This is a genomic window from Caulobacter sp. GW821-FHT10F06 (assembly GCF_058809215.1).
In genome coordinates this window covers 134,428-154,140 of record NZ_JBXASK010000004.1, presented here as the reverse complement: position 1 = coordinate 154,140, position 19,713 = coordinate 134,428, and the positions used below count along the sequence as shown (strand labels likewise).

Here is a 19,713-nt window from a genome sequence, read left to right as displayed (position 1 = left end):
ATGACATTCCATAGCCGTGGAGCGTCGCCATGACCCCCGACCTGCTGCTCGCCTTCGTCCTGTTCGCCTTCGCCACCGCCGGCACGCCCGGTCCCAACAACATGATGTTGCTGGCCTCCGGTGCGAATTTCGGGTTCCGGCGCACGATCCTGCACATCCTGGGGATCAGCGCCGGCCTGGGCGTGATGGTGGTGGCGATGGGCTGGGGCCTATCGAGCGTGTTCAAGGCGTTCCCGGTGCTGCACGAGATCCTCAAATGGGTCGGCGCGGCCTACATGCTGTGGCTGGCCTGGAAGATCGGCACGGCCAGCGGCGTCAACGACAAGGCGGTGGGCGGCCAGCCGATGACCTTCCTGCAGGCGGCCGGCTTCCAGTGGCTGAACCCCAAGGCCTGGGCCATGGCGGTCGGCGCGGCCACCACCTACACGCCGGAAGGCAGCGGCCCGCAGACCGTGCTGTTGCTGGCCGGAACCTTCATGCTGGTCGGCGCGCCGTGCAGCGCCGCCTGGGCCGGCTTCGGCCAGGCCATGCGGCGGTTCCTGGACCGGCCTGCCGTGCTGCGGACATTCAATGTCACCATGGCCGTGCTGCTGGTCGCCTCGCTCTATCCGCTGTTCGTCGAGCACGGCGCCAAGCCCGCGCCGGCCCCGCGCGAGGTGGCTCAGGAGCTCCCGGCCCTGCCGGTGGTGCGCTCGCACGGGTAGGGCTCCGCGCGCTTACAATCTTGTCATCCCGGAAAGCGCGAAGCGCTTGTCCGGGACCCAGGGGCGACCGCAGTGCGCCGGCTCCTGGGTCCCGGACAGCCTCTGCGAGGCTTCCGGGATGACAATCGATTTAGCCCTTTGATATTGGCGAGAGCCGGCGCCACATCGCGCGTCTGTCCGGAGTTCCCCATGCGCCTGATGCTCGCCCTGACCGCCGCTCTGCTGATCGCCACCGGCGCGGCGGCGCAGGACCTGAAGGTCACGGTGGCCGGCCGCGACTCCGTGGTCCTGAGCCCCGCCGAGGTGAAGGCCCTGCCGCGCGCCAAGGCCACGATCCAGGTCAAGGGCCAGCCCGTCGTCTATGAGGGCGCGGTGTTGCACGAAGCCCTGCTGAAGGCCGGCGTGGTCTCGGGCGATCGGCTGATGGGCCGCTATCTGAACCAGATCGTCATCGCCCGGGCCTCGGACGGCTATTCCAGCATCCTGTCGATCGCCGAGACCGATCCGATCTATCGCGCCAATCCGGTGATCCTGGCCGACACCGTCAACGGCAAGCCGCTGGACGCCCGCGAGGGTCCCTATCGCCTGGTGGTCGACGGCGATCTTCGCCCGTCGCGCTCGCCGCGCGCGGTGGTGTCGCTCGAGGTCAAGCAAGGGTTCTAGAAATGCAGATCGCCATCCTCACCTTCGACGGCTTCAACGAGCTGGATTCGTTCATCGCCGCCGGTGTCCTGGGCCGCATGAAGGCCAAGGGCTGGGCCGCGCACATCACCTGTCCGACCTCGGAGGTGACCTCGATGAACGGCGTGACCATCCAGCGCCAGAAACCGTTGGCGTTCGCCGCCCAGGCCGACGCCGTGCTGATCGGCAGCGGGATCAAGACGCGCGAGATCGCCAACGACGCCGCTCTGCTGGCCAGCCTCCAGCTGGATCCGGCACGCCAGCTGATCGGCGCCCAGTGCTCGGGCACGCTGCTGCTGGCCAAGCTGGGCCTGGTCGGCGACCTGCCGGCCTGCACGGACCTGACAACCAAACCCTGGGTGATCGAGGCCGGCGTCCAGGTGCTGGACGCGCCTTTCGTCGCCCACGGCAATGTCGCCACCGCCGGCGGGTGCCTGGCCTCGCAATACCTGGCGGCCTGGATGATCGCGCGCCTGGCCAGCGTGCGCGACGCCGAGGAAGCCATCCACTATGTCGCGCCGGTGGGCGAGAAGGCCGCCTATGTCGAGCGCGCCCTAGCGGCGATCACGCCGTTCCTGCCGACGGCCAAGACCGAGGCGGCCTGAACGAAGATCTGTTCTTCGATCAGCCCAGCGGGCCCAGATAGTCCAGCTTGCCGATCGCCACGCCCTGGTTGCGCAGGATCCCGTAGGCCGTGGTGAGGTGGAAGTAGAAGTTCGGCAGCACGAAGCCGAACAGGCAGTCCTCGCCGCTCATCTTGGCCTCGAACGGGCCGGCCTTCAGCGTCACCTCGCGGGTGTCGGCGCCGTCGAAGGCGGCCGGGTCGACGCTGTCCAGGAAGGCGATGGTCTTGGCGATGCGGGCCTGCAGGTCGGCGAAGCTGACCTCGTCGTCGGGCATCGGCGGCGGGGTCACGTCGGTCAGGCGGCCGATGGCGCCCTTGGCGGTGTCGGAGGCCCGCTGGATCTGGCCGACCAGGGTCAGCATGTCGGGCGCCAGTCGCGCGCCGGTCAGCTCGGACGGGTCGCGATCGGTGGCCTTGGCGTGGGCCTCGCCCTTGTCCAGCAGGGTCGAGAGGATCTTCAGGCCCCGGACGAGAACGGGGACCGTGGCGCGGTGCATCGAAGGCATGGGCGGTTTCCTGGACGTGATCGGCGGCTTCGCCGTTCCCTCCTAGATGGGGCGAGCCGCCGCGATTGCATCCCGCCCCGCCGCCGATTTCAGGTCGGACGTCCTTCCAGCCAGCCGCCGATCCGCGCCGCGACCGCGCCGCCCAGCCGCATGCCGGGCGCTTCGACCAGGCGGTAGGTGAGGGCGGCGCCGGCCACGACCAGCGCCAGGACGATCCCGAAACCCTCGATCGCCGCCAGGTACGAGCCCTGGGCCTCCTTGAGACCCGCCACGAGCGGCATGACCGCCACGATCACCAGCGGATGCAGCAGGTAGAGGCTGAAGCTGCGTCGCCCCAGGAACAGGCTGCCGCGATTGACCAGCGCCCGGCTGGGCGTCTCCAGCTGCGAGAGCACGATGCACGGAAAGGCCAGGGCGATCAGGTACTGCTCGGCGTCGACGCCCCAGACCGTCACGTGGCCCAGTCCCAGCAGCGCCATCAGCGGCCACACCGCGATCCCCGCTAGGGCCAGCAGGCCGAGTCTGCCGCCCAGCCGGTCGAGGATGCCGGCGCGATGGATGTGGAAGGCGACCAGGCCCAGCATGAAGTGCGGCAGCTGGGTGACGATGTTCATGTAGCCGTACGAGGTGGCTTCGCCGACGTGCCGGCGAAAGGCGATCGCCGCGACCAGCGACAGGGCGTAGAGCGCCAGGCTCGACCCCACGCCGCGCGCCGCCAGGAACAGCAGCGGGAGCAGGGCGTAGAAGATCATCTCCACCCCGATCGACCAGCCGGCCCAGACGAGGCTCTCGTGGATCCCTGGAATGAAGCCGAACAGGAAGGTCAGGTTGGCGATCACCACCTTGGGCGTGGTCGGCTGGGCGAACTTGAACCACATTACGCAGACCCACACCGGGATCAGCAGGTAGAACAACGGCGCGATCCGGAAGTAGCGCCGCACGGCGTAGCGGGCCAGGGCTCCGACCGTGTCGATCCGGCCGTAATAGCCCACGGCCAGCGAGAAGGCCGACAGCAGGTAGAACAGCGGCACGGCCAGGCCGAACCGGTACAGCACATGGCTGCTCCAGGCCGGGATCGACAAGCTGTTGAGCAGGATGACGTGGTAGGCGATCACGCAGACCGCCGCGACGGCCCGCAAGGCGTCCAGCGCCGCGAAGCGTCCGTGGGCGGCGTCCGGCCACGATCGCGCGTCCGAAACGCGGGATGCTGTCGTGGCGTCCATGCCCAACCTCTACGCGGCGTTACGAAGCGCTCTATGGGCTGGGGCGAGGCCCCGCGACAAGCGCTAATTCGCCCTATGCTCGCAAGGTCGATCGCGCACGCCAAAGCTGTGCTTTGGCTGGGCTAGGCGACCGACGAAGCCGCCTGGACCGGATGCACATGGCCGCCGCCGGCCATCAGGGCGTCGATGGCCTCTGCCGGGACCGGCGCGCTGAACAGGAAGCCCTGGGCCATCGTGCAGCCCACCTCGCGGAGCTGGGCGCGCTGCAGGTCGGTCTCGACGCCCTCGGCGATCACCGACAGGCGCAGGGCCTTGGCCAGGCGGACGATGGCCGCCACCACGTCGCCGGCCTCCTTGTCCTCGCCCAGCGGGGTGATGAAGCTGCGGTCGATCTTGATCTTGTCGATCGGATAGCGCCGCAGGTAGCTGAGGCTGGAATAGCCGGTGCCGAAATCGTCCAGGGCCAGCGAGAAGCCCATGCCGCGCAGACGGTCGATGGCCAGGTGGGTGGTCTCGTCGTCTCCCAGCAGCGCCCCTTCGGTGATCTCCAGCTCGATGCCGCGCGGATCGGCGCCGGTCTCGGCCAGCAGCGTGGCGACGTCGTCGGGGAAGTCGTGCTGGCGCATCTGCAGGGCCGAGACATTGACCGCCACCTTCACGCCTCGCCAGCGCTGGCTGTCGATGAAGGCGCGGCGCATGACCAGGCGGCCCAGCTCGTCGATCAGGCCGCAGTCCTCGGCCAGGGGCACGAAGGCGCCGGGCGAGATGGCGCCGCGCGTGGGATGAGTCCAGCGGGCCAAGGCCTCGACGCCGATCACCTTGCCGGTCGCGTCGACCTGCGGCTGGTAGGCCAGGTGGACGCCGCCGTCGCTCATCGCCCGGCGCAGGTCGGCTTCCAGACCGCGACGGGCCTTCAGCGCCGCGTCCATCTCGGCCTCGAAGAAGCAGTAGCGGCCCCGGCCCTGGTCCTTGGCCCGGTACATGGCCACGTCGGCGCGCCGCGCGGCCTCTTGCGAGCCGATGTGGGCCTCGACCACGTCGATCAGGGCCACCCCGACCGAGCCGCCGACGAACACCTGGCCGCAGCTGAGGTCGGCCGGCTCGCCCAGGGCCTGGACCAGGCGGTCGGCCAGGGCCGCCGCGCCGGCGGGGTCGATATGGGGCGCGACCACGGCGAACTCGTCGCCGCCCAGGCGGGCCACGGTCTCGTTCGCGCGGCAGATGCCGGCCAGGCGCGTGGCCATCAGCCGGATCAGCTCGTCGCCGACATTGTGGCCGTGCGTGTCGTTGACCGCCTTGAAGCGGTCCATGTCGATGGCCAGCACCGCCATGGCCCCGCGACGTCGGCCCAGGCCGTCGATGGCTTGGCGCAGACGTTCCTCGAACAGGATGCGGTTGGGCAGGCCGGTCAGGGCGTCGTGCAGGGCCATGTGCTTGGCCCGCGCCTCGCTGGCGATCAGGCCCTCGGCGATCCGGCGGCTGCGGCGGGCGAACACCACCACCGTCGCGCCCAGCCCGCCCACCACCAGCAGGATCGGCAGCATCGCCTTGCGCAGCAGGGCCTCGCCCGGATGGGGCGGCGACCAGTCCAGGGTGGCGATGACCTCGCCGCGCTGGTCGCGCAGCGGCACGTGGGCGTCGTGCGCCTGGCTGGTCTTGTCGCCCCGGTGCAGGTGGACGCCCGACAGCAGGAAGCGGTTGGAGAAGCTTTCCAGGAAGGCGGCGTCCAGCTTCAGGGCGGTGACGATCACCGGCGCGCGCGCATGGATGGGCATGACCTTTCCGAAGTCCGGCCGCACCAGCGTGGCGGTCAGCAGGTAGATGTCGCCGTCCAGCACGTCCATGGTGCTGATCTGCACGGGTCGGCCGATCAGGCCGTCGTCCTCGCGGGGGCCTTTCAGTCGGGGCAGCGTGGCCTCGCGGGCTCGCAGGCGATCGACCAGGGTGGTTAGGGCCAGGGACCGCCGTCGCGCGCCGATCGGCGGACCGGCCTGGCCGGAGATCTGGGCGAAGACCGGCCGGTCGCCATGGTCGAGGACGAAGATCAGGTCGAAGCCGGACTGGCCCAGATAGGCGCCGATGTTCTCCTTGGCCCAGGCGGCGGAGTAGCGATTGTCGAGGTTGCGGACGGCCTCGTCCCAGACGGCCTGGGGCGCGACCAGGCGCTCGACCTCGATGATCTTGGAGGCCACGCCGCGCTCGACCAGGGCCTGGTCGTGCAGCAGGGCGTCGTGGTCGACGCGGGCGGCGATGGCGAACATCACCGTCACCAGGATCGCGACCGTCAGCAGCGCCAAGCCCGCAAGCGGCGCGGAGAGTCGGGTTCCTGGACGCGTCATGGTTGAAAAGCCCAAATTTCAGAATGACTTGCGGCCCATCTGCGTCAGCAATGCCTAAGCTTGGCCTAATCGGGCACGGCCAATTTGTCGCAGGGATCTCGGCGCCGACGGCAAGCCGGCCGAGGCTTGGTCGACGCCCAACGCCGCCGCGCTGAAGGGCAGGCCGCCCTTCGACCCGGTCGAGGTTTCGGTGAACGGCGGCGCCGCGGTCGCCGAGACGGTGATCTATCCGAAGTCGGCGGGCCGCGCCGGGGTGACGTCGCGCCGCTGGGGGGGTACAGAGACCGCCCGTTCTCCTTCAGATACGTGACGTTTCCCCTTGCGACTGCCCCAGGCCCGACTCGACCAGGTTCTCGACCGTTTCCGCGAAGTGGAAGCCCGCATGGGCGCCGCCACCGACGGGTCCGAGATCGTCAAGCTCTCCAAGGAGCACGCCGAGCTGCGTCCGGTGGCCGAGGCCGTCGAGCAGCTGGCCAAGCTGTCGGCCGAGCGCGCCGAGCTGGAGGAGATGGCCGGCGATCCGGAAATGGCCGCCATGGTCCGTGACGAGATGCAGGCCCTGGACGACAAGCTGCCGCTGCTGGAGCGCGAGCTGGCCCTGATGCTGGCACCGCGCGACAAGGACGAGAACGCCTCGGCCATCCTCGAAGTCCGGGCCGGCACCGGCGGTGACGAGGCGGCCCTGTTCGCCGGCGACCTCTTCCGCATGTACCAGCGCTACGCCTCGCTGCAGGGCTGGCGGGTCGAGATCGACAGCGTCTCCGAAGGCGAAATGGGCGGCTACAAGGAAATCATCGCCTCGGTCACCGGCGACGGGGTGTTCGGCCGCTGGAAATTCGAGAGCGGCGTGCACCGCGTGCAGCGCGTGCCGGCCACCGAGGCCCAGGGCCGCATCCACACCTCGGCCGCCACCGTCGCGGTGCTGCCGGAGGCCGAGGACGTCGAGATCGAGATCAACGAAAGCGACCTTCGGATCGACACCTACCGCTCTTCCGGCGCCGGCGGCCAGCACGTCAACAAGACCGACTCCGCCGTGCGCATCACCCACTTGCCCACGGGCGTGGTGGTGACCTCATCGGAAAAGTCGCAGCACCAGAACCGCGCCCGGGCGATGAAGAACCTGAAGGCGCGCCTCTACGACATGCAGCGCGAGGCGCTCGACACGGCCCGATCGGACGCCCGCAAGAGCCAGGTCGGCAGCGGCGACCGTTCGGAACGCATCCGCACCTACAACTTCCCGCAGGGCCGGGTCACCGACCACCGCATCAACCTGACCCTCTACAACCTGGCCCGGGTGATCGAGGGCGACGCCCTGGACGACATTATCAAGCCGCTGATCGCCGAGGATCAGGCCGCCCGCCTGGCGACCCTGGAAGACGGCTACAACTGATGGCCTTCACCAAGACCTACGACGAGGCCGAGCCCCAGCGGGTCAACAAGTGGCTGGCCCAGTCGGGCGTCTGCTCGCGCCGCGAGGCCGAGGCCCTGATCGCCGACGGCCTGGTGTCGATCGACGGCGAGCGAGTTGACGACGTGGGCCGCAAGATCCTCACCGGCCAGACCCTGGTGCTGGCCGACCGCGCCACGGCCAAGCTGGAGTCCAGCCTGACGGTGCTGATCCACAAGCCGGTCGGCTTCGTCTCGGCCCAGCCCGAGGCCGGCGAGGTCCCCGCCGCGCGCCTGCTGACCCGCCAGAACCTGTGGACCGGCGACGGCCCCATCCCCGGCAGCGGCGACCTGCTGCCGCCGATCGGGCGCCTCGACAAGGATTCGCGCGGCCTGCTGCTGCTGTCGGAAGACGGCGTGGTGGCCAAGGCCGTCATCGGCCCGCAGTCGGACCTGGAAAAGGAATACCGCGTCGCTGTGATGGGCGAGATCACCGAGGAAAAGCTGGAGCTGATGCGCTTCGGCCTGGAACTGGACGGCCGCGAGCTGCGCCCGGCCCAGGTGGAGATGATCTCCGACCAGCGCTTCAGCATCGTCCTGCAGGAAGGCCGAAACCGCCAGATCCGCCGGATGTGCGAACTGCTGGAGTGGAAGGTCGTCGACCTGTTCCGCGTCCGCGTCGGTCCCCTGACCCTCGGCGACATGCCGGAAGGGTCCTGGCGCCACGTAACCCCACAGGAACGCGCGGCCCTGATCGCCGGCTGAGGCGGGCGAAAGTCCTCGCCGGGGCGGCCGTGCGCCTATAGCGTGAGCGGACAACCTTGAGGTGGTCATGCTTCGCCGCGTTCTGATCCTGGTCGCCAGCCTCGCGGTCGCCGCGCCGTCCCCGGCGTCCGCCGCGCCGTGCGCCACCACCGGCGACGCCTTGGCCGCGCCGATCAACATGCGCGACATGCAGGTCGCCGCGCCGCTCTATGTGCATCTGGGACTGTGGCTGAGCATTCTGACCAAGCAGAGCTTCGACGCCGATCTTAAGCGGGTGCGCGAGGGCTGCGAGCGGGCGCCGTTCAAGGCGGGCTCGGCCGACTACCGGCTGCTGGGCGACGAGGACAAGAGCGGCCTGGCGCGCCTGGCCCTGCCGGCCTCGAAGAAGGATCCGATCGGCTATCTCACCCCGATCCCCGACCTGACCGTCGCCCTGACGCCCGGCCACACCGGCCCGGCGCCGATCTCGGGCTATGCCCTGGTCACCACCAGCAAGGGCGCCCACACCACCTGGCGGGTCTATGACCGCCTGCCGACCGACGCCGTGCTGCTGACCGACTTCGCCCAGGCGCTGACGGGCCAGACGCGGGCGCTGATGCGCTGGCGCGACGGCCAGATCGAGATTTCGGCGCATTAGGCCGCTAGCCGGCGCCGTCGCGGATCCGGCGGCGGATGTCATCATAGGCGGCCACGATCAGCGCGCCTAGCGCCTCGGTGTCCGTGGCCTGGCCCCAACGCAGCTTGACGTGCCGCATGCGCTTGCCGGTTCCCTCCAGCAGCTTCGCGGGATCGTCCAGCGCCGCGCCCTGGAAGAAGCCGATGTTCACATGGGCGCTGAAGGCGTTGACGTAGCCGAACGCCGCGTCGCCCACGCAGGCCGTCGGCGCGCCGTCGTGCAGCAGCTCGCGGACATCGGCTCCGCAGTCGCGCATCGCTTCGAACCACGGCCGGGCCATCTCGCGCAGGCCAAGGTCCGGGCCGGAAAGCCAGGCCTCGACCTCGGGGGCGCGCGCGACGGCGCTGGGGAACCGCATCAGCTTTTCCATCGGCCAAGTTTGCCAACTCGGCGGCCGATGTCGAGACGGCGGCGCCTAGCCGCGTCGCAGCTGACCGTCGCGCAGCGTCAGCTCTGCGGTCTCGCCGCGCTTCAGGTCGACGACCAGTGACTGCCCCGCGGCCTTCACCACGTGCCGGCCGGCCTTGTCGGCGATCAGCCGCGCCCGTTGCAGGCCGCCGTCCTTCCACCAGACGTCGACGCCCAGGGCCCCTCGCGCACGCAGGCCGGTCAGCTTGCCGTTGGGCCAGGTCGAGGGCAGGGCGGGCAGCAGATGGACCGCGCCGTTGCGGCTCTGCAGCACCATCTCGGTCATGCCCGAGGCGCCGCCGAAATTGCCGTCGATCTGGAACGGCGGGTGGGCGTCGAACATGTTGGGATAGGTCCGCTCGGGACCCAGCAGCAGCTTGAGGATGCCGTGGGCGTGGTCGCCCTGGCCCAGCCGCGCCCACAGGTTCAGCCGCCAGGCGATGGCCCAGCCGGTCGAGAGGTCGCCGCGCGTCTCCAGCGTCTTGTGGGCGGCGGCCGCCAGGTCCGGCGTGCCGTCCAGGCTGATCTGGTCGGACGGGAACAGGCCGTAGAGGTGCGAGACGTGGCGGTGGTGGATGTCCTTGGCGTCGGCGTCCCAATCTTCCTGCCATTCCTGAAGCTGGCCGTCCTTGCCGATCTTGTAGGGGGCGAGGCGGTCGCGGGCGGCGGCGAACTGGGCGGCCAGATCCGTGTCGACGCCCAGGATGCGAGCGGACTCGATACAGGCGTTGAAAAGGTCGCGGACGATGGCCTGGTCCATGGTCGGGCCGGCCACGATCGACGAGCCGTGGCCATGATCGTTCTCGGGCGAGATCGACGGGCTGGTCACCAGCTTGCCGGTCTTGGGATCGACCACCAGGGCGTCGAGGAAGAACAGCGCCGCGTCCTTCATGACCGGATACACGTCGGCCAGATAGGCCATGTCGCGGCCGTAGTCGTAGTGGTCCCACAGGTGCTTGCAGAGCCAGGCGCCGCCCGTGGGCCAGACGCCATACTTGGCTCCGTCGATCGGCGCGGTGGCCCGCCACAGGTCGGTGTTGTGGTGCGCCATCCAGCCGCGCGCGCCGTACATCGCCTTGGCCGTCCGCGCGCCGGTGACCGAGAGGTCGCGGACCAGCTCGACCAGCGGAGCCACGCACTCGGCCAGGCCCGTCGGCTCGGCCGGCCAGTAGTTCATCTCGGTGTTGATGTTGATCGTGTATTTGCCGCCCCACGGCGGGCTCATCTTGTCGTTCCAGATCCCCTGCAGGTTGGCCGGCTGGCCGCCCGGGCGCGAGCAGGCGATCAGCAGGTAGCGGCCGTACTGGAAGTAAAGCGCCGCCAGGGCGGGATCGTCAGTGGTCGGCGACAGGCGGATGCGCTCATCGGTCGGCCGCAAGGCCGCGCCGGTGGTTCCGAAGTCGACAGCCACCTTGCGGAACAGGCGTCGATGGTCGGCGCGATGGTCGGCCAGCAGCCGGGCCCACGGCTTGCGGGCCGCCTTGGCCAGCACCGCCTTGTTGACAGCGACCGGATCGCCCGAGACGTCGTCGAAGCGGCGATAGCTGGTGGCCGCCGCGATCAGCAGGATCACCTCGTCGGCCCCGCGCACCGACACCGTCCTGTCGCTGGCCGAGACCTTGCCGCCCTTGGCGATCACCTTGACCCGGCAGTCGACCTTCAGCGCGCCCTCGATCCCGAAGTGCGTGCCATTGCGGCCCGACAGCACCAGGGTGTCGCCGCCTTCCGTGCCGATGACGGGCTTGAGCGGGCTGTCATAGCCGAGGTCCACGAAGATCGATCCGGGCCGGTCGGCGCTCAGACGCACGGCGATCACCCGGTCAGGGGCGCTGGCGATCACCTCGCGGGAATAGGCCACGCCCTGGTGCGAGAAGCGGGTGCGGGCCGTAGCGGCGTCCAGGTCCAGGTCGCGGACATAGCCTTCGGCGGGCTCAGTCAGGCCGGGGAAGGCCAGGGTCAGCGCCCCCAGCGTGTTGTAGGGCATCTGCCGCAGCGGCTTGGCCATGAACTTGGCGTCGGCCAAGGCGGTTGCGGCCGCATAGTCGCCCGCTGCGATCAGCCGGCGGATCTCCGGCAGGGTGCCCGCGGCTTCCGGATTGACGGGATCATAGGGCCCGCCGCCCCACAGGGTGTTCTCGTTCAGCTGCAGCTGCTCGGCGGCAACCCCGCCGAACACCATCGCCCCCAGACGACCCGACCCGACCGGCAGGGCCTCGACCCAGGTCTTGGCTGGCTGGCGGTACCAAAGGCGCAGGTCGCTGGCCGCCTCCAGCGGGACCGCTCGGGCCAAGCCCGGCAAGGCGGCCGCGGCCGAACCGGCCAGCAGGACGGCGCGACGGGTCGGATCGATCATGGCGTGCTCCCTCGTCTCCGCCGCTTCCGGGCGGATCATGAGGGTGTTCTAGGCGCGGCGCGACGGTTGTCGCAACTGGTGAAAACGATTTTACTAATGATCGCGCTGTCAGGCGATGGTGGAAAACGCCGTCCCGAACGCGGGTTGGGGACGGCGAGCGTTCCCTAGTACTTGAACTTCAAACCCGCGCTCCACATCGCCGGCTCGTCCGCGCCGCGATAGACGATCAGGCCGGGGATGAAGACCGCGCCCGAATAGTAGTCCTTGGAGTCGAAGACGTTGCGGCCCTGGATGAAGGCCTGCCAGTGGCCGTCCGGCGACTCGTAGGTGACGCTGGCGTTGACCCGGTCGACCGAGCCGATGTGGCCGGCCTCGGAATTGGTGGCTTCCGAGTAGCGGGGCGAGCGGTGGCTGTAGTCGGCGGCCAGGGTGATCGCGCCGCCCGACAGCGACTCCGGCTCGACGCGCCAGGAGCCGCCGACCTGTGCCTGGACCTTGGAGATCAGCGGCAGGTGGTCGGCCTTGGCCTGGGCTGCGGCCGTGGCGGGGTCCAGCTCTTCGTACTTGGCGTCGGTCAGGGCCAGCGAGGCGAACAGGTTGACGCCCTTGAACGGGGTCACAGCCGCCTCCGCCTCCAGGCCCGCGATGCGCGCCTCGGCGGCGTTCTGGGTCAGGGTCGAGCCGTTCTGCAGCACGTTCTGCTGCAGGTCCTTCAGCCGTTCGACATAGGCCGCCAGGTTCAGGCGGGCCTTGCGGTCGAAGCCCTCGATCTTCGTCCCGGCCTCGTACGACCAGGCGTATTCAGGATCATAGCCCTGGGTGAAGATCGACGGATTGGCGATCGACAGGGCCACGAAGCCGCCGGCCCGATAGCCGCGCGAGACGGTGGCGTAGGCCATGACGTCGTCGGACACATCGTATTGCAGGTTGAACTTCGGGGTCCAGACCTTCCAGTTGGCCTTGTTCGATCGCGAGACCAGGGTGGCCGGGAAGGCGGCCAGGCCGTTTTGGATCGTGCCGTTGATCGACTTTTCGTCGTCGGTGTAGCGCACCCCGACCGAGCCCTTCAGCTTGTCGCTGAAGGCATATTCGGCCTGGGCGTAGGCGGCCTTGCTCTCGGAGCGGGCGTGGATGGTGGTGGGCAGGATGGCGATCGGGAAGGCCGCATAGACGCCCGCGCCGATGGTGTCGGTCACCACCTGGGTCCCGGTCTCCTTGAACCAGAACACCCCGCCGATCCATTGCAGCTTGCCGTCGACGGCCTCGCCCGAGGCTTGGAACTCCTGGCTCAGCTGCTCCTGGGCCGTGTCGCTGCCGCGCAGGAAGCCGGCCACGGTGGCGCCCGCCGAGTTGGTCAGGCCGCCGGAGAAATCGAGCGTCCAGTGGTCGTCCAGGCGCTGATAGGCGGTGATCGACTTGAACGTCGCCGCCTCGCCCTCGTAGCCGAGGTGCAGGGCCAGGGTCTTCTGCTCGTTGCGGGTGTCGGTCTTGTTGGGCGAGCGGGTCGAGCCGAACGGTCCGTTGGCCAGGGGCTGCAACGTCACCGGGTTCAGCGGGACGAAGTACTGGCCCTCGCTGTCGGTGCGGGCGTAGCTGCCTTCGATCATGGCGCTATAGGGCCCGACGTCGGTCAGGCCCAGGGCCGCGCGGACGCCGGAGTCCTGGCGCTTGCCGACCTTGCTGTTGAGGGTGGTGTCGTACTGCCAGCCGTCGCGCTTGGAGAACAGCCCCGAGGCCGTGGCGGCGACGTGGTCGGTGATGGCCCCGCCGACCGTGCCGCGATAGCGCTCCTGGCCGTGATTGCCGGCCGACACTTCAAGCGAGCCGCCACCCGCGCCGTCCGGCTGGCGAGTGACGTATTTCAGCGCGCCGGTCATCGAGTTGCGGCCATACAGCGTGCCCTGCGGCCCGCGCAGCACTTCCACCCTCTGGACGTCGGCCAGGTCCATGTTCGCGACCGACAGGCGGGCCTGGTAGACGTCGTTGATATAGATGCCGACCGGCGGCTCGGAGGTGATCATCCCGCCGGTCTGGTCCAGCGCGCCGCGCAGGCTGATCTGCACCGTCGAGGGCGAGGCGCTGATCTGCGAGATGTAGAGGCTGGGCACGGCGGCGGCCAGGTTCTGCACCTTGGCGATCTGCAGCTGGTCGAGGGTCTTGGCCGAATAGGCGCTGACGGCGACCGGGGTCTCCTGCAGGTTCTGCTCGCGACGCTGGGCGGTGACGATCAGGTCCTCGACCTGGGTGGGCTCGGCGGCCTGGCGCGCCTGGGCGGCTAGGGCGAAGGCGTCGAGCATGACGACCGACAACGCGGTGGCGGCGAAGTGAACGGACTTGCGCATCTTGGTTCCCCTTTTCATTTCCCCGCGTGAAAGGGGCGACCGGGCTTGGAGCCCGCGCAAACGGCGTCTGGATTTTCGCCGCGCCTCGGACAAAGCCTCTCCGACTGACGAGGAAAATCGCCCTTTGCGCGCGTCTGGCGGGGCGAACTGATTTCCTGCGGGCATGAGCTCTCGCGCCGTCACCCGCCACGTCGTCGATGTCGGCGACCGCGCCCTCCACGTCCGGATGGCCGGCGCGGGCTTTCCAGTGCTGATGCTGCACCAGAGCCCACGCTCGTCTGTCGACATGGTCGCGCTGATGACCCGCTGGTCGCGCGACTTCCTGTGCATCGCGCCCGACACGCCGGGCTTCGGCGACTCCGAGCCGCTCACCGGGCCCGTGTCGCTGGACCGGCTGACCGACGCGGTGGTCGAGTTGATCGACGCCCTGGGACTGGAGCGGGTCGGGCTGTACGGCGTCCATACCGGCGCGATCCTGGCGGTCAGCGCCGGCGTCCGTCATCCGGACCGCATCGCCGCCGTCGCCGCCCACGGCTATGGCGCCTGGACGCCCACGGAACGCGAGGCTTTCACCGGCGGCTATGCGCCGCCGTTCCATCCCGTCGCCTCCGGCGCGCACCTGACCTGGCTGTGGAACCGGCTGCGCGACCAGCGCCTGGTCTTTCCGTGGAACGACTGGGAGGCCGGTCAGCGCCTGGGCTGGGGCGAGGGGACGCCGGCCGAGCTGCACCAGGAAGCGTTGGATTTCCTGCGGGCCGGGTCAGCCTATCGCGCCGGCTATCTGGCGGCCTTCGAGTCCGACGCGGCTCTGCCTCGACGCCTGACGCCGCCAAGCCTTTTGGCCGCCTCGCGCCACGACCCGCTGTCGGTTCATCTGGAGCGACTGACCGACCTGCCCGCCTCGACCGGGGCGCGGATGGTCGAGACCTGGGATCAGGCCGAGGACGCCTGTCGCGACCACCTGCGCCGCCATGCCGGACCGCCGGTGACGATCCGGCCGCTGGTCTCGCGCCGGCACGCCTTCGTCGACGTCCGCACCGCCGCCTTCGAGGGCCGGCTGCATGTCGGGATCCGGCCCGGCGAGGGCGAGGGGCCGGTGGTGATCCATGGGCCCGGCGAGTCGCACCGCACGGCCCTGGCCGCGACCGCCCGCCTGCGCGGTCCAGTGCTGGCGCCGGACCTTCCCGGCCACGGGCTCAGCGACGGCCTGACGGGCGAGGCGGCGACACCCGAGCAGTACGGTGAGATCCTGGCCCAAGCGCTTGCCCTGCTCGACATCCAGCCCGCCCGCCTGCGCACCGAGGGTCTGTCCCACGCGCTGGGCGAGGTGCTTTGCGCGTCCACGGGCCTGAAGCGCGACGCCGCCTCTGCGTCGCCGCGCGCCCTGATGCGGAGCGATCTGCGCGAACGCTGGCTGCCCGACCTGACGCCCGACGCTGAGGGCGCCCACCTGCTGAGGGCCTGGACGGCGGTGCGTCGGCAGGCGCTGTACGACCCCTGGTACGAGGCCGCGCCCGCCAACGCCCGTCCCGCCGGCGATCTGTCGCCGACGAGCCTGGCTCGCCGCGCCCTGGCCCTGCTGGAGGCGCCCGGCGCGGCGGCCCTGCTGGAGGCCTGCGCCTACAGCGTCGCCATGTCGATCACGAAGCGATAGCGCACGTCGCTGCGGGCCATGCGCTTGTAGGCGTCGTTGATCTGGTCGATCGCGATGGTCTCGATGTCGGCGACGATGTTGTGCTGGCCGCAGAAGTCGAGCATCTCCTGCGTCTCCTTGATCGAGCCGATCATCGAGCCGGCCAGGGTGCGGCGGCCGGGGATCAGGGCGAAGGCGTTCAGCGGCACGGGCTCTTCCGGCGCGCCGACCAGCACCATGGTCCCGTCCACCTTCAGCAGGTTCAGGTAGCTGCCCCAGTCGATGCCGGCCGAGACGGTGCAGATCAGCAGGTCGAAGGTCCCCGCCAGGGTCTCGAAAGTCTTGGCGTCGCTGGTGGCGTAGTAATGGTCCGCGCCCATCGCCAGGCCGTCGGCCTGCTTGGACAGGGTCTGGCTGAGCACCGTGACCTCGGCCCCCATGGCGTGGGCCAGCTTGACGCCCATGTGGCCCAAACCGCCTAGGCCCAGGATGGCCACGTTCTTGCCGGGACCGGCGTTCCAGTGGCGCAGCGGCGAATAGAGGGTGATGCCGGCGCACAGCAGAGGCGCGGCGGCGTCCAGCGCCAGGTTGTCGGGGATCGACAGGACGTAGCCCTCCTTGACCACCATGTGGTCGGAATAGCCGCCGTAGGTGGGCAGGTCGCTGCCGGGCTGCGGGCTGCTGTAGGTCAGGATCAGGCCGGGCATGTATTGCTCGCGGTCCAGGTCGCGGGCGGCGCAGGTGGTGCAGCTGTCGACGAAGCAGCCGACGCCGACCCGGTCGCCTTCCTTGAAGCGGCTGACCTTGGAGCCGACGGCGGTGACCACCCCGGTGATCTCGTGGCCGGGCACGATCGGATAGACGCTCTGGCCCCAGCCGTTGTCGACCATGTGGATGTCGGAGTGGCAGACGCCGCAGTGCTTGATGGCGATGACGACGTCGTCCTCGTTGGGCTCGCGGCGGTCGAAGGTGAAGGGCGCGAGGGGCGCGCCGGCGGCGGGCGCCGCGTAGCCTTTGGCATGGGCCATCGGGAAATCCTTGGATTGGGGGAGCGATCGGGGAGGATCAACGACGGCAGCTTTGCCATGCGCCGGGCCGGCGGCGTTACGCCGATCCTCCGAGTGTCATGCACGATCCTGCAAAGCGCGGTCGAAGCGGTTTTCAGCCGACGGGCGCGGGCGTAGAAAGCGAGCGTCGCGAAAGCCAGGAATACCAAGCCTTTGACCACCTCCGTCCCGTTCGACGTGTATGGCGAGCTCGCCCAGATCGTCACCCGTTACGCCACGGGCGGCCTCGAACCCGCTTCGCCCGTCGAGGGCCTGTTCCTCACCCGTCGCGATCATCCGTCCCAGCCGCTGTACGCGGCCCAGCGCCCCAGCTTCTGGCTGGTGGTCCAGGGCCGAAAGTGCCTGAGCATCGGCGACGAGGAGCTGCACTACGGCGTCGGCGACTGCCTGCTGGTGGCGCTGGACCTGCCGGTGACGTCGCGCATCACCCAAGCCAGCCCGTCCGAGCCGCATCTATGCGTGGGCATGGCGATCAATCCGGTCAGCCTGGCCGAGCTGGTCAGCCGCGCTCCGGCCCCGACGCCGGTCCCGGCTCAGTCCCAGTGTCGGCGCGGGGTGGCCGTCCACGCCGCGTCGTCCGAGCTGCTGGACGCCATGCTGCGCCTCCTGCGTCTGCTGGATCGCCCCGCCGACCTGGCCGCCATGGGGCCGCTGATCGAGCAGGAAATCCTGTGGCGCCTGCTGACCGGCCCCGACGGCGCGCGGCTGCTGCGGGTGTCGATGGGCGAGGGCCAGGGCGCGCGGGTGGCCAAGGCCGTCTCGTGGCTGCGCCAGCACTTCGCTGATCCCCTGCGGATCGAGGTCCTGGCCGACCGGGTGGGCATGAGCGAGTCCTCGCTGCATCACCACTTCAAGGCCGTCACCAACATGACGCCGATGCAGTACCAGAAGCAGCTTCGCCTCTACGAGGCGCGCCGCCTGATGCTGGCCGAGGGGCTGGACGTCGGGGCGGCCGGCTTCAACGTCGGCTACCAGAGCCCCTCGCAGTTCAGCCGCGAATATCGCCGCTTCTACGGCCTGTCGCCGGCGCGCGACATCGAGGCCCTGCGCGCGCCCTTGGCTGCGGAATAGACCTTCAGATCTGCCGTCCGGTCCCGTAGGCGCGCAGGATGGTGTCGACCGCGTCGCCGCTGGCCTGGGCCTTGCCCACGCCGACGAAGTCGTCGTCCGCCGCCAGCATGGCTGGGACCAGAACGTCGTTCTCGACCATGCCCATCAGCTGCCGGGTCACGCGGTCGACGTCGCAGTCGACCAGCTCGCCCCGCTGCACCAGGTCGGCGACCAGGGCCACGCCCTCGGTGCGCGCCCGCGCCCGCGTCTCCTGCTCGAAGAAGGTCCGGGTCTCGCCGAACCGTCCGCCCTCGGCCACCATCAGGCGATGCAAGGCGCGGATGGTCGGCCGGCTGAGAAAGTCGACCCCGACGTCGGCGAAGCGGGTCAGGCGCTGCCGGGCGTCCAGGTTCGGCGCGTCGGTCTCGAAGGTCATCCGGGTCTCGGCGATCATCGATGCGACCACGACCTCGAACAGGCGCTCTTGTTGGGGAAGTAGGCGTAGAGGGTGGCGGTCGACACCTTGGCCAGCTTGGCGATCGGCTCGACCCGCGTCGCGGCGAAGCCATGGGCCAGGAACAGCGCGCGTCCGGCGCGCAGTATGGCGTCGTATTTGGCTCCACGACGGGTGCGAGGCGGCGGGTGCTTCATCGACGATCTGCCGATTTACTGGACGCCCGACAGTATGCAGACAATTTCAGGCTGTCGATGCGCTATTTACCACCTTTACGCTGCGTCGCGACGCGTCAGGCGGCCAGTCGGTTGTCCTGCAGCACGGGATGGACGGCCAGGATCGCCTGGGCGCGATTGCCCACGTGCAGCTTGCGGAAGATCGCCGACATGTGCGCCTTGATGGTCGCCTCGCTGAGGTTCATTTCCCAGGCGACCTGCTTGTTGAGGCGGCCTTCGGCGACCTTCAGCAGCACGCGCGTCTGGATGGCCGAGAGGTCGGCCAAGTGTGTCTTGGCGGCCTGCACCTCGGCGGACGGAGCCGGCAGGGGCTCGCATTGGACAAAGGTCTGCTCGCCGCTGGCGGCCTTGCGCAGGGCCTCGGTGATCTCGGGAAGGGCCGCCGACTTGGGAAGATGGGCGACGGCGCCGAACAGATAGCTGCGGGCGGCGGCGTCGATCTCGCGACTGGCCGAGAAGACCATGACCGGCGTGCGGGGCAGAGCTTTCCTCAGCAGGATCAGCGCCGAAAGGCCCCGGGCGTCGTCCAAGAACGGTTCGAGCACCACCAGGTCGATCTTGCGACCCACCGCTTCGCGCTCGGCCTCGGCCAGGCTGCCGGCCTCGATCACGCTGGCCTTGGGCCAGATGAGCTTGATCACCAGGCCAAGCCCGTCTCGGGCCAGGGGGTGGCCGTCGACGACCAGTACGCGTTTCATACTCAGACTTTCCCAGCGTGATCGCCATGGAGAGCATGCTTAAAAAACAACGTGCGGTCACTTTCACCAAATGTCGCACCTCGAAGCTGCAAGAATTTCCGGAAGAACGCAGCTTGGGAGGCGTTTTTCACCGTCGCCCTGGTCGCCGAACGACCACGATAAAAATGAATAACTCACTTTTTTACGCGCGCCGTGCTACGGCGTGATCGATCCCGGCGGGCGAGGCGGCGACGTTGCCAGAACCAACATTCTCCATCGGCCCGGACGAACGCGCGGGACTGGATGCTCGCCTTGACGACATGCTCCGCGGGGTCGGGGCCGACGCGGCTGCGCGCTTCCTGGCCAAGGCGCGGGACGATCTCAGCTGGATCCTTGACGAGAGCGCCGCCGGCCGCGCACCGTTCGAGCGGGCGGTCAGCAGCGCCATGCTGCTGGGCTTCACCACCATGGAAGCGGCCTGGCGTCGCTTCGAAGTCAGCCGGTCGACGGGGGACCGCGAGACCGCCGAGTCCGCCACCCTGGCCGCCCTCGGCTATCTGGAAACGCGCTGCCGAAACACCGCCTGAG

At 69.4% G+C, this 19,713-nt stretch carries 19 protein-coding genes; 9 read left to right on the top strand and 10 right to left on the bottom strand.

Annotated elements, in window-relative coordinates:
• Positions 1-29: 29 nt before the first annotated feature.
• The 3 genes from AC1RUS_RS10095 (at position 30) to AC1RUS_RS10085 (ending at position 1,990) form a co-directional block, all read left to right on the top strand.
• A complete protein-coding gene (locus tag AC1RUS_RS10095; RefSeq protein WP_492915602.1) occupies positions 30-704 on the top strand; it encodes a LysE family translocator in 675 nt (224 codons plus the stop codon).
• Between the two features lie 189 nt (positions 705-893).
• Complete coding sequence (locus tag AC1RUS_RS10090; protein ID WP_492915600.1) at positions 894-1,367, top strand: molybdopterin-dependent oxidoreductase; 474 nt, start codon at positions 894-896, stop codon at positions 1,365-1,367.
• Positions 1,368-1,369: 2 nt separating this feature from the next.
• The gene (locus AC1RUS_RS10085; protein ID WP_492915598.1) at positions 1,370-1,990 is read left to right on the top strand and encodes a DJ-1/PfpI family protein; all 621 of its coding nucleotides are present in this window, start codon (positions 1,370-1,372) and stop codon (positions 1,988-1,990) included.
• 19 nt (positions 1,991-2,009) lie between these two features.
• Here AC1RUS_RS10085 and AC1RUS_RS10080 read toward each other — a convergent pair whose 3' ends face one another.
• From AC1RUS_RS10080 to AC1RUS_RS10070, 3 genes are all read right to left on the bottom strand, one after another.
• Positions 2,010-2,516 (bottom strand): DUF1993 domain-containing protein, encoded by a 507-nt coding sequence (locus tag AC1RUS_RS10080; RefSeq protein WP_492915596.1) that lies wholly within the window; start codon positions 2,514-2,516, stop codon positions 2,010-2,012.
• Between the two features lie 89 nt (positions 2,517-2,605).
• Positions 2,606-3,739 (bottom strand): acyltransferase family protein, encoded by a 1,134-nt coding sequence (locus AC1RUS_RS10075; RefSeq protein ID WP_492915594.1) that lies wholly within the window; start codon positions 3,737-3,739, stop codon positions 2,606-2,608.
• Positions 3,740-3,861: 122 nt separating this feature from the next.
• The gene (locus tag AC1RUS_RS10070) at positions 3,862-6,078 is read right to left on the bottom strand and encodes a putative bifunctional diguanylate cyclase/phosphodiesterase (RefSeq protein WP_492915592.1); all 2,217 of its coding nucleotides are present in this window, start codon (positions 6,076-6,078) and stop codon (positions 3,862-3,864) included.
• Positions 6,079-6,397: 319 nt separating this feature from the next.
• On the opposite strand from AC1RUS_RS10070, the gene prfA reads away from it, so the two are divergent.
• From prfA to AC1RUS_RS10055, 3 genes are all read left to right on the top strand, one after another.
• Positions 6,398-7,468, top strand: coding sequence for a peptide chain release factor 1 (gene prfA / locus AC1RUS_RS10065; RefSeq protein WP_492915590.1), 1,071 nt, complete (start codon positions 6,398-6,400; stop codon positions 7,466-7,468).
• Positions 7,468-8,229 (top strand): pseudouridine synthase, encoded by a 762-nt coding sequence (locus AC1RUS_RS10060; RefSeq protein ID WP_492915588.1) that lies wholly within the window; start codon positions 7,468-7,470, stop codon positions 8,227-8,229. Before prfA ends, AC1RUS_RS10060 begins: the two co-directional genes overlap by 1 nt.
• A gap of 67 nt (positions 8,230-8,296) precedes the next feature.
• Complete coding sequence (locus AC1RUS_RS10055; protein WP_492915586.1) at positions 8,297-8,866, top strand: hypothetical protein; 570 nt, start codon at positions 8,297-8,299, stop codon at positions 8,864-8,866.
• A gap of 4 nt (positions 8,867-8,870) precedes the next feature.
• On the opposite strand, the gene AC1RUS_RS10050 is transcribed toward AC1RUS_RS10055, so the two are convergent.
• From AC1RUS_RS10050 to AC1RUS_RS10040, 3 genes are all read right to left on the bottom strand, one after another.
• Complete coding sequence (locus AC1RUS_RS10050) at positions 8,871-9,263, bottom strand: DUF1801 domain-containing protein (RefSeq protein WP_492915584.1); 393 nt, start codon at positions 9,261-9,263, stop codon at positions 8,871-8,873.
• 57 nt (positions 9,264-9,320) lie between these two features.
• Positions 9,321-11,666 carry a glycoside hydrolase family 95 protein gene (locus AC1RUS_RS10045; protein WP_492915582.1) on the bottom strand — a complete coding sequence of 782 codons (2,346 nt, stop codon included), beginning with the start codon at positions 11,664-11,666 and terminating at the stop codon, positions 9,321-9,323.
• A gap of 164 nt (positions 11,667-11,830) precedes the next feature.
• Positions 11,831-14,008: a TonB-dependent receptor gene (locus tag AC1RUS_RS10040; protein WP_492915580.1), complete on the bottom strand. Its 2,178-nt coding sequence runs from the start codon at positions 14,006-14,008 to the stop codon at positions 11,831-11,833.
• 163 nt (positions 14,009-14,171) lie between these two features.
• Between AC1RUS_RS10040 and AC1RUS_RS10035 the strand changes: the two genes are divergently transcribed.
• The gene (locus AC1RUS_RS10035) at positions 14,172-15,662 is read left to right on the top strand and encodes an alpha/beta hydrolase (protein ID WP_492915578.1); all 1,491 of its coding nucleotides are present in this window, start codon (positions 14,172-14,174) and stop codon (positions 15,660-15,662) included.
• On the opposite strand, the gene AC1RUS_RS10030 is transcribed toward AC1RUS_RS10035, so the two are convergent.
• A complete protein-coding gene (locus tag AC1RUS_RS10030) occupies positions 15,629-16,669 on the bottom strand; it encodes an NAD(P)-dependent alcohol dehydrogenase (protein ID WP_492915576.1) in 1,041 nt (346 codons plus the stop codon). The two genes, AC1RUS_RS10035 and AC1RUS_RS10030, sit on opposite strands and share 34 nt — an antisense overlap.
• A 192-nt stretch (positions 16,670-16,861) precedes the next feature.
• On the opposite strand from AC1RUS_RS10030, the gene AC1RUS_RS10025 reads away from it, so the two are divergent.
• Positions 16,862-17,779: an AraC family transcriptional regulator gene (locus tag AC1RUS_RS10025; RefSeq protein ID WP_492915574.1), complete on the top strand. Its 918-nt coding sequence runs from the start codon at positions 16,862-16,864 to the stop codon at positions 17,777-17,779.
• A gap of 4 nt (positions 17,780-17,783) precedes the next feature.
• Here the strand turns inward: AC1RUS_RS10025 and AC1RUS_RS10020 are convergent, their stop codons facing one another.
• The 3 genes from AC1RUS_RS10020 to AC1RUS_RS10010 form a co-directional block, all read right to left on the bottom strand.
• On the bottom strand, positions 17,784-18,224 hold the full coding sequence (locus tag AC1RUS_RS10020) for a TetR/AcrR family transcriptional regulator C-terminal domain-containing protein (RefSeq protein WP_492915572.1): 441 nt from the start codon (positions 18,222-18,224) through the stop codon (positions 17,784-17,786).
• Positions 18,209-18,409 (bottom strand): TetR/AcrR family transcriptional regulator, encoded by a 201-nt coding sequence (locus tag AC1RUS_RS10015; RefSeq protein ID WP_492915570.1) that lies wholly within the window; start codon positions 18,407-18,409, stop codon positions 18,209-18,211. The genes AC1RUS_RS10020 and AC1RUS_RS10015 overlap by 16 nt, the downstream gene beginning before the upstream one ends.
• A gap of 95 nt (positions 18,410-18,504) precedes the next feature.
• Complete coding sequence (locus AC1RUS_RS10010; protein ID WP_492915569.1) at positions 18,505-19,146, bottom strand: LuxR C-terminal-related transcriptional regulator; 642 nt, start codon at positions 19,144-19,146, stop codon at positions 18,505-18,507.
• A 299-nt stretch (positions 19,147-19,445) separates the two neighbouring features.
• Between AC1RUS_RS10010 and AC1RUS_RS10005 the strand changes: the two genes are divergently transcribed.
• A complete protein-coding gene (locus AC1RUS_RS10005; RefSeq protein WP_492915567.1) occupies positions 19,446-19,712 on the top strand; it encodes a hypothetical protein in 267 nt (88 codons plus the stop codon).
• The last annotated feature ends 1 nt before the right edge of the window (position 19,713 follow it).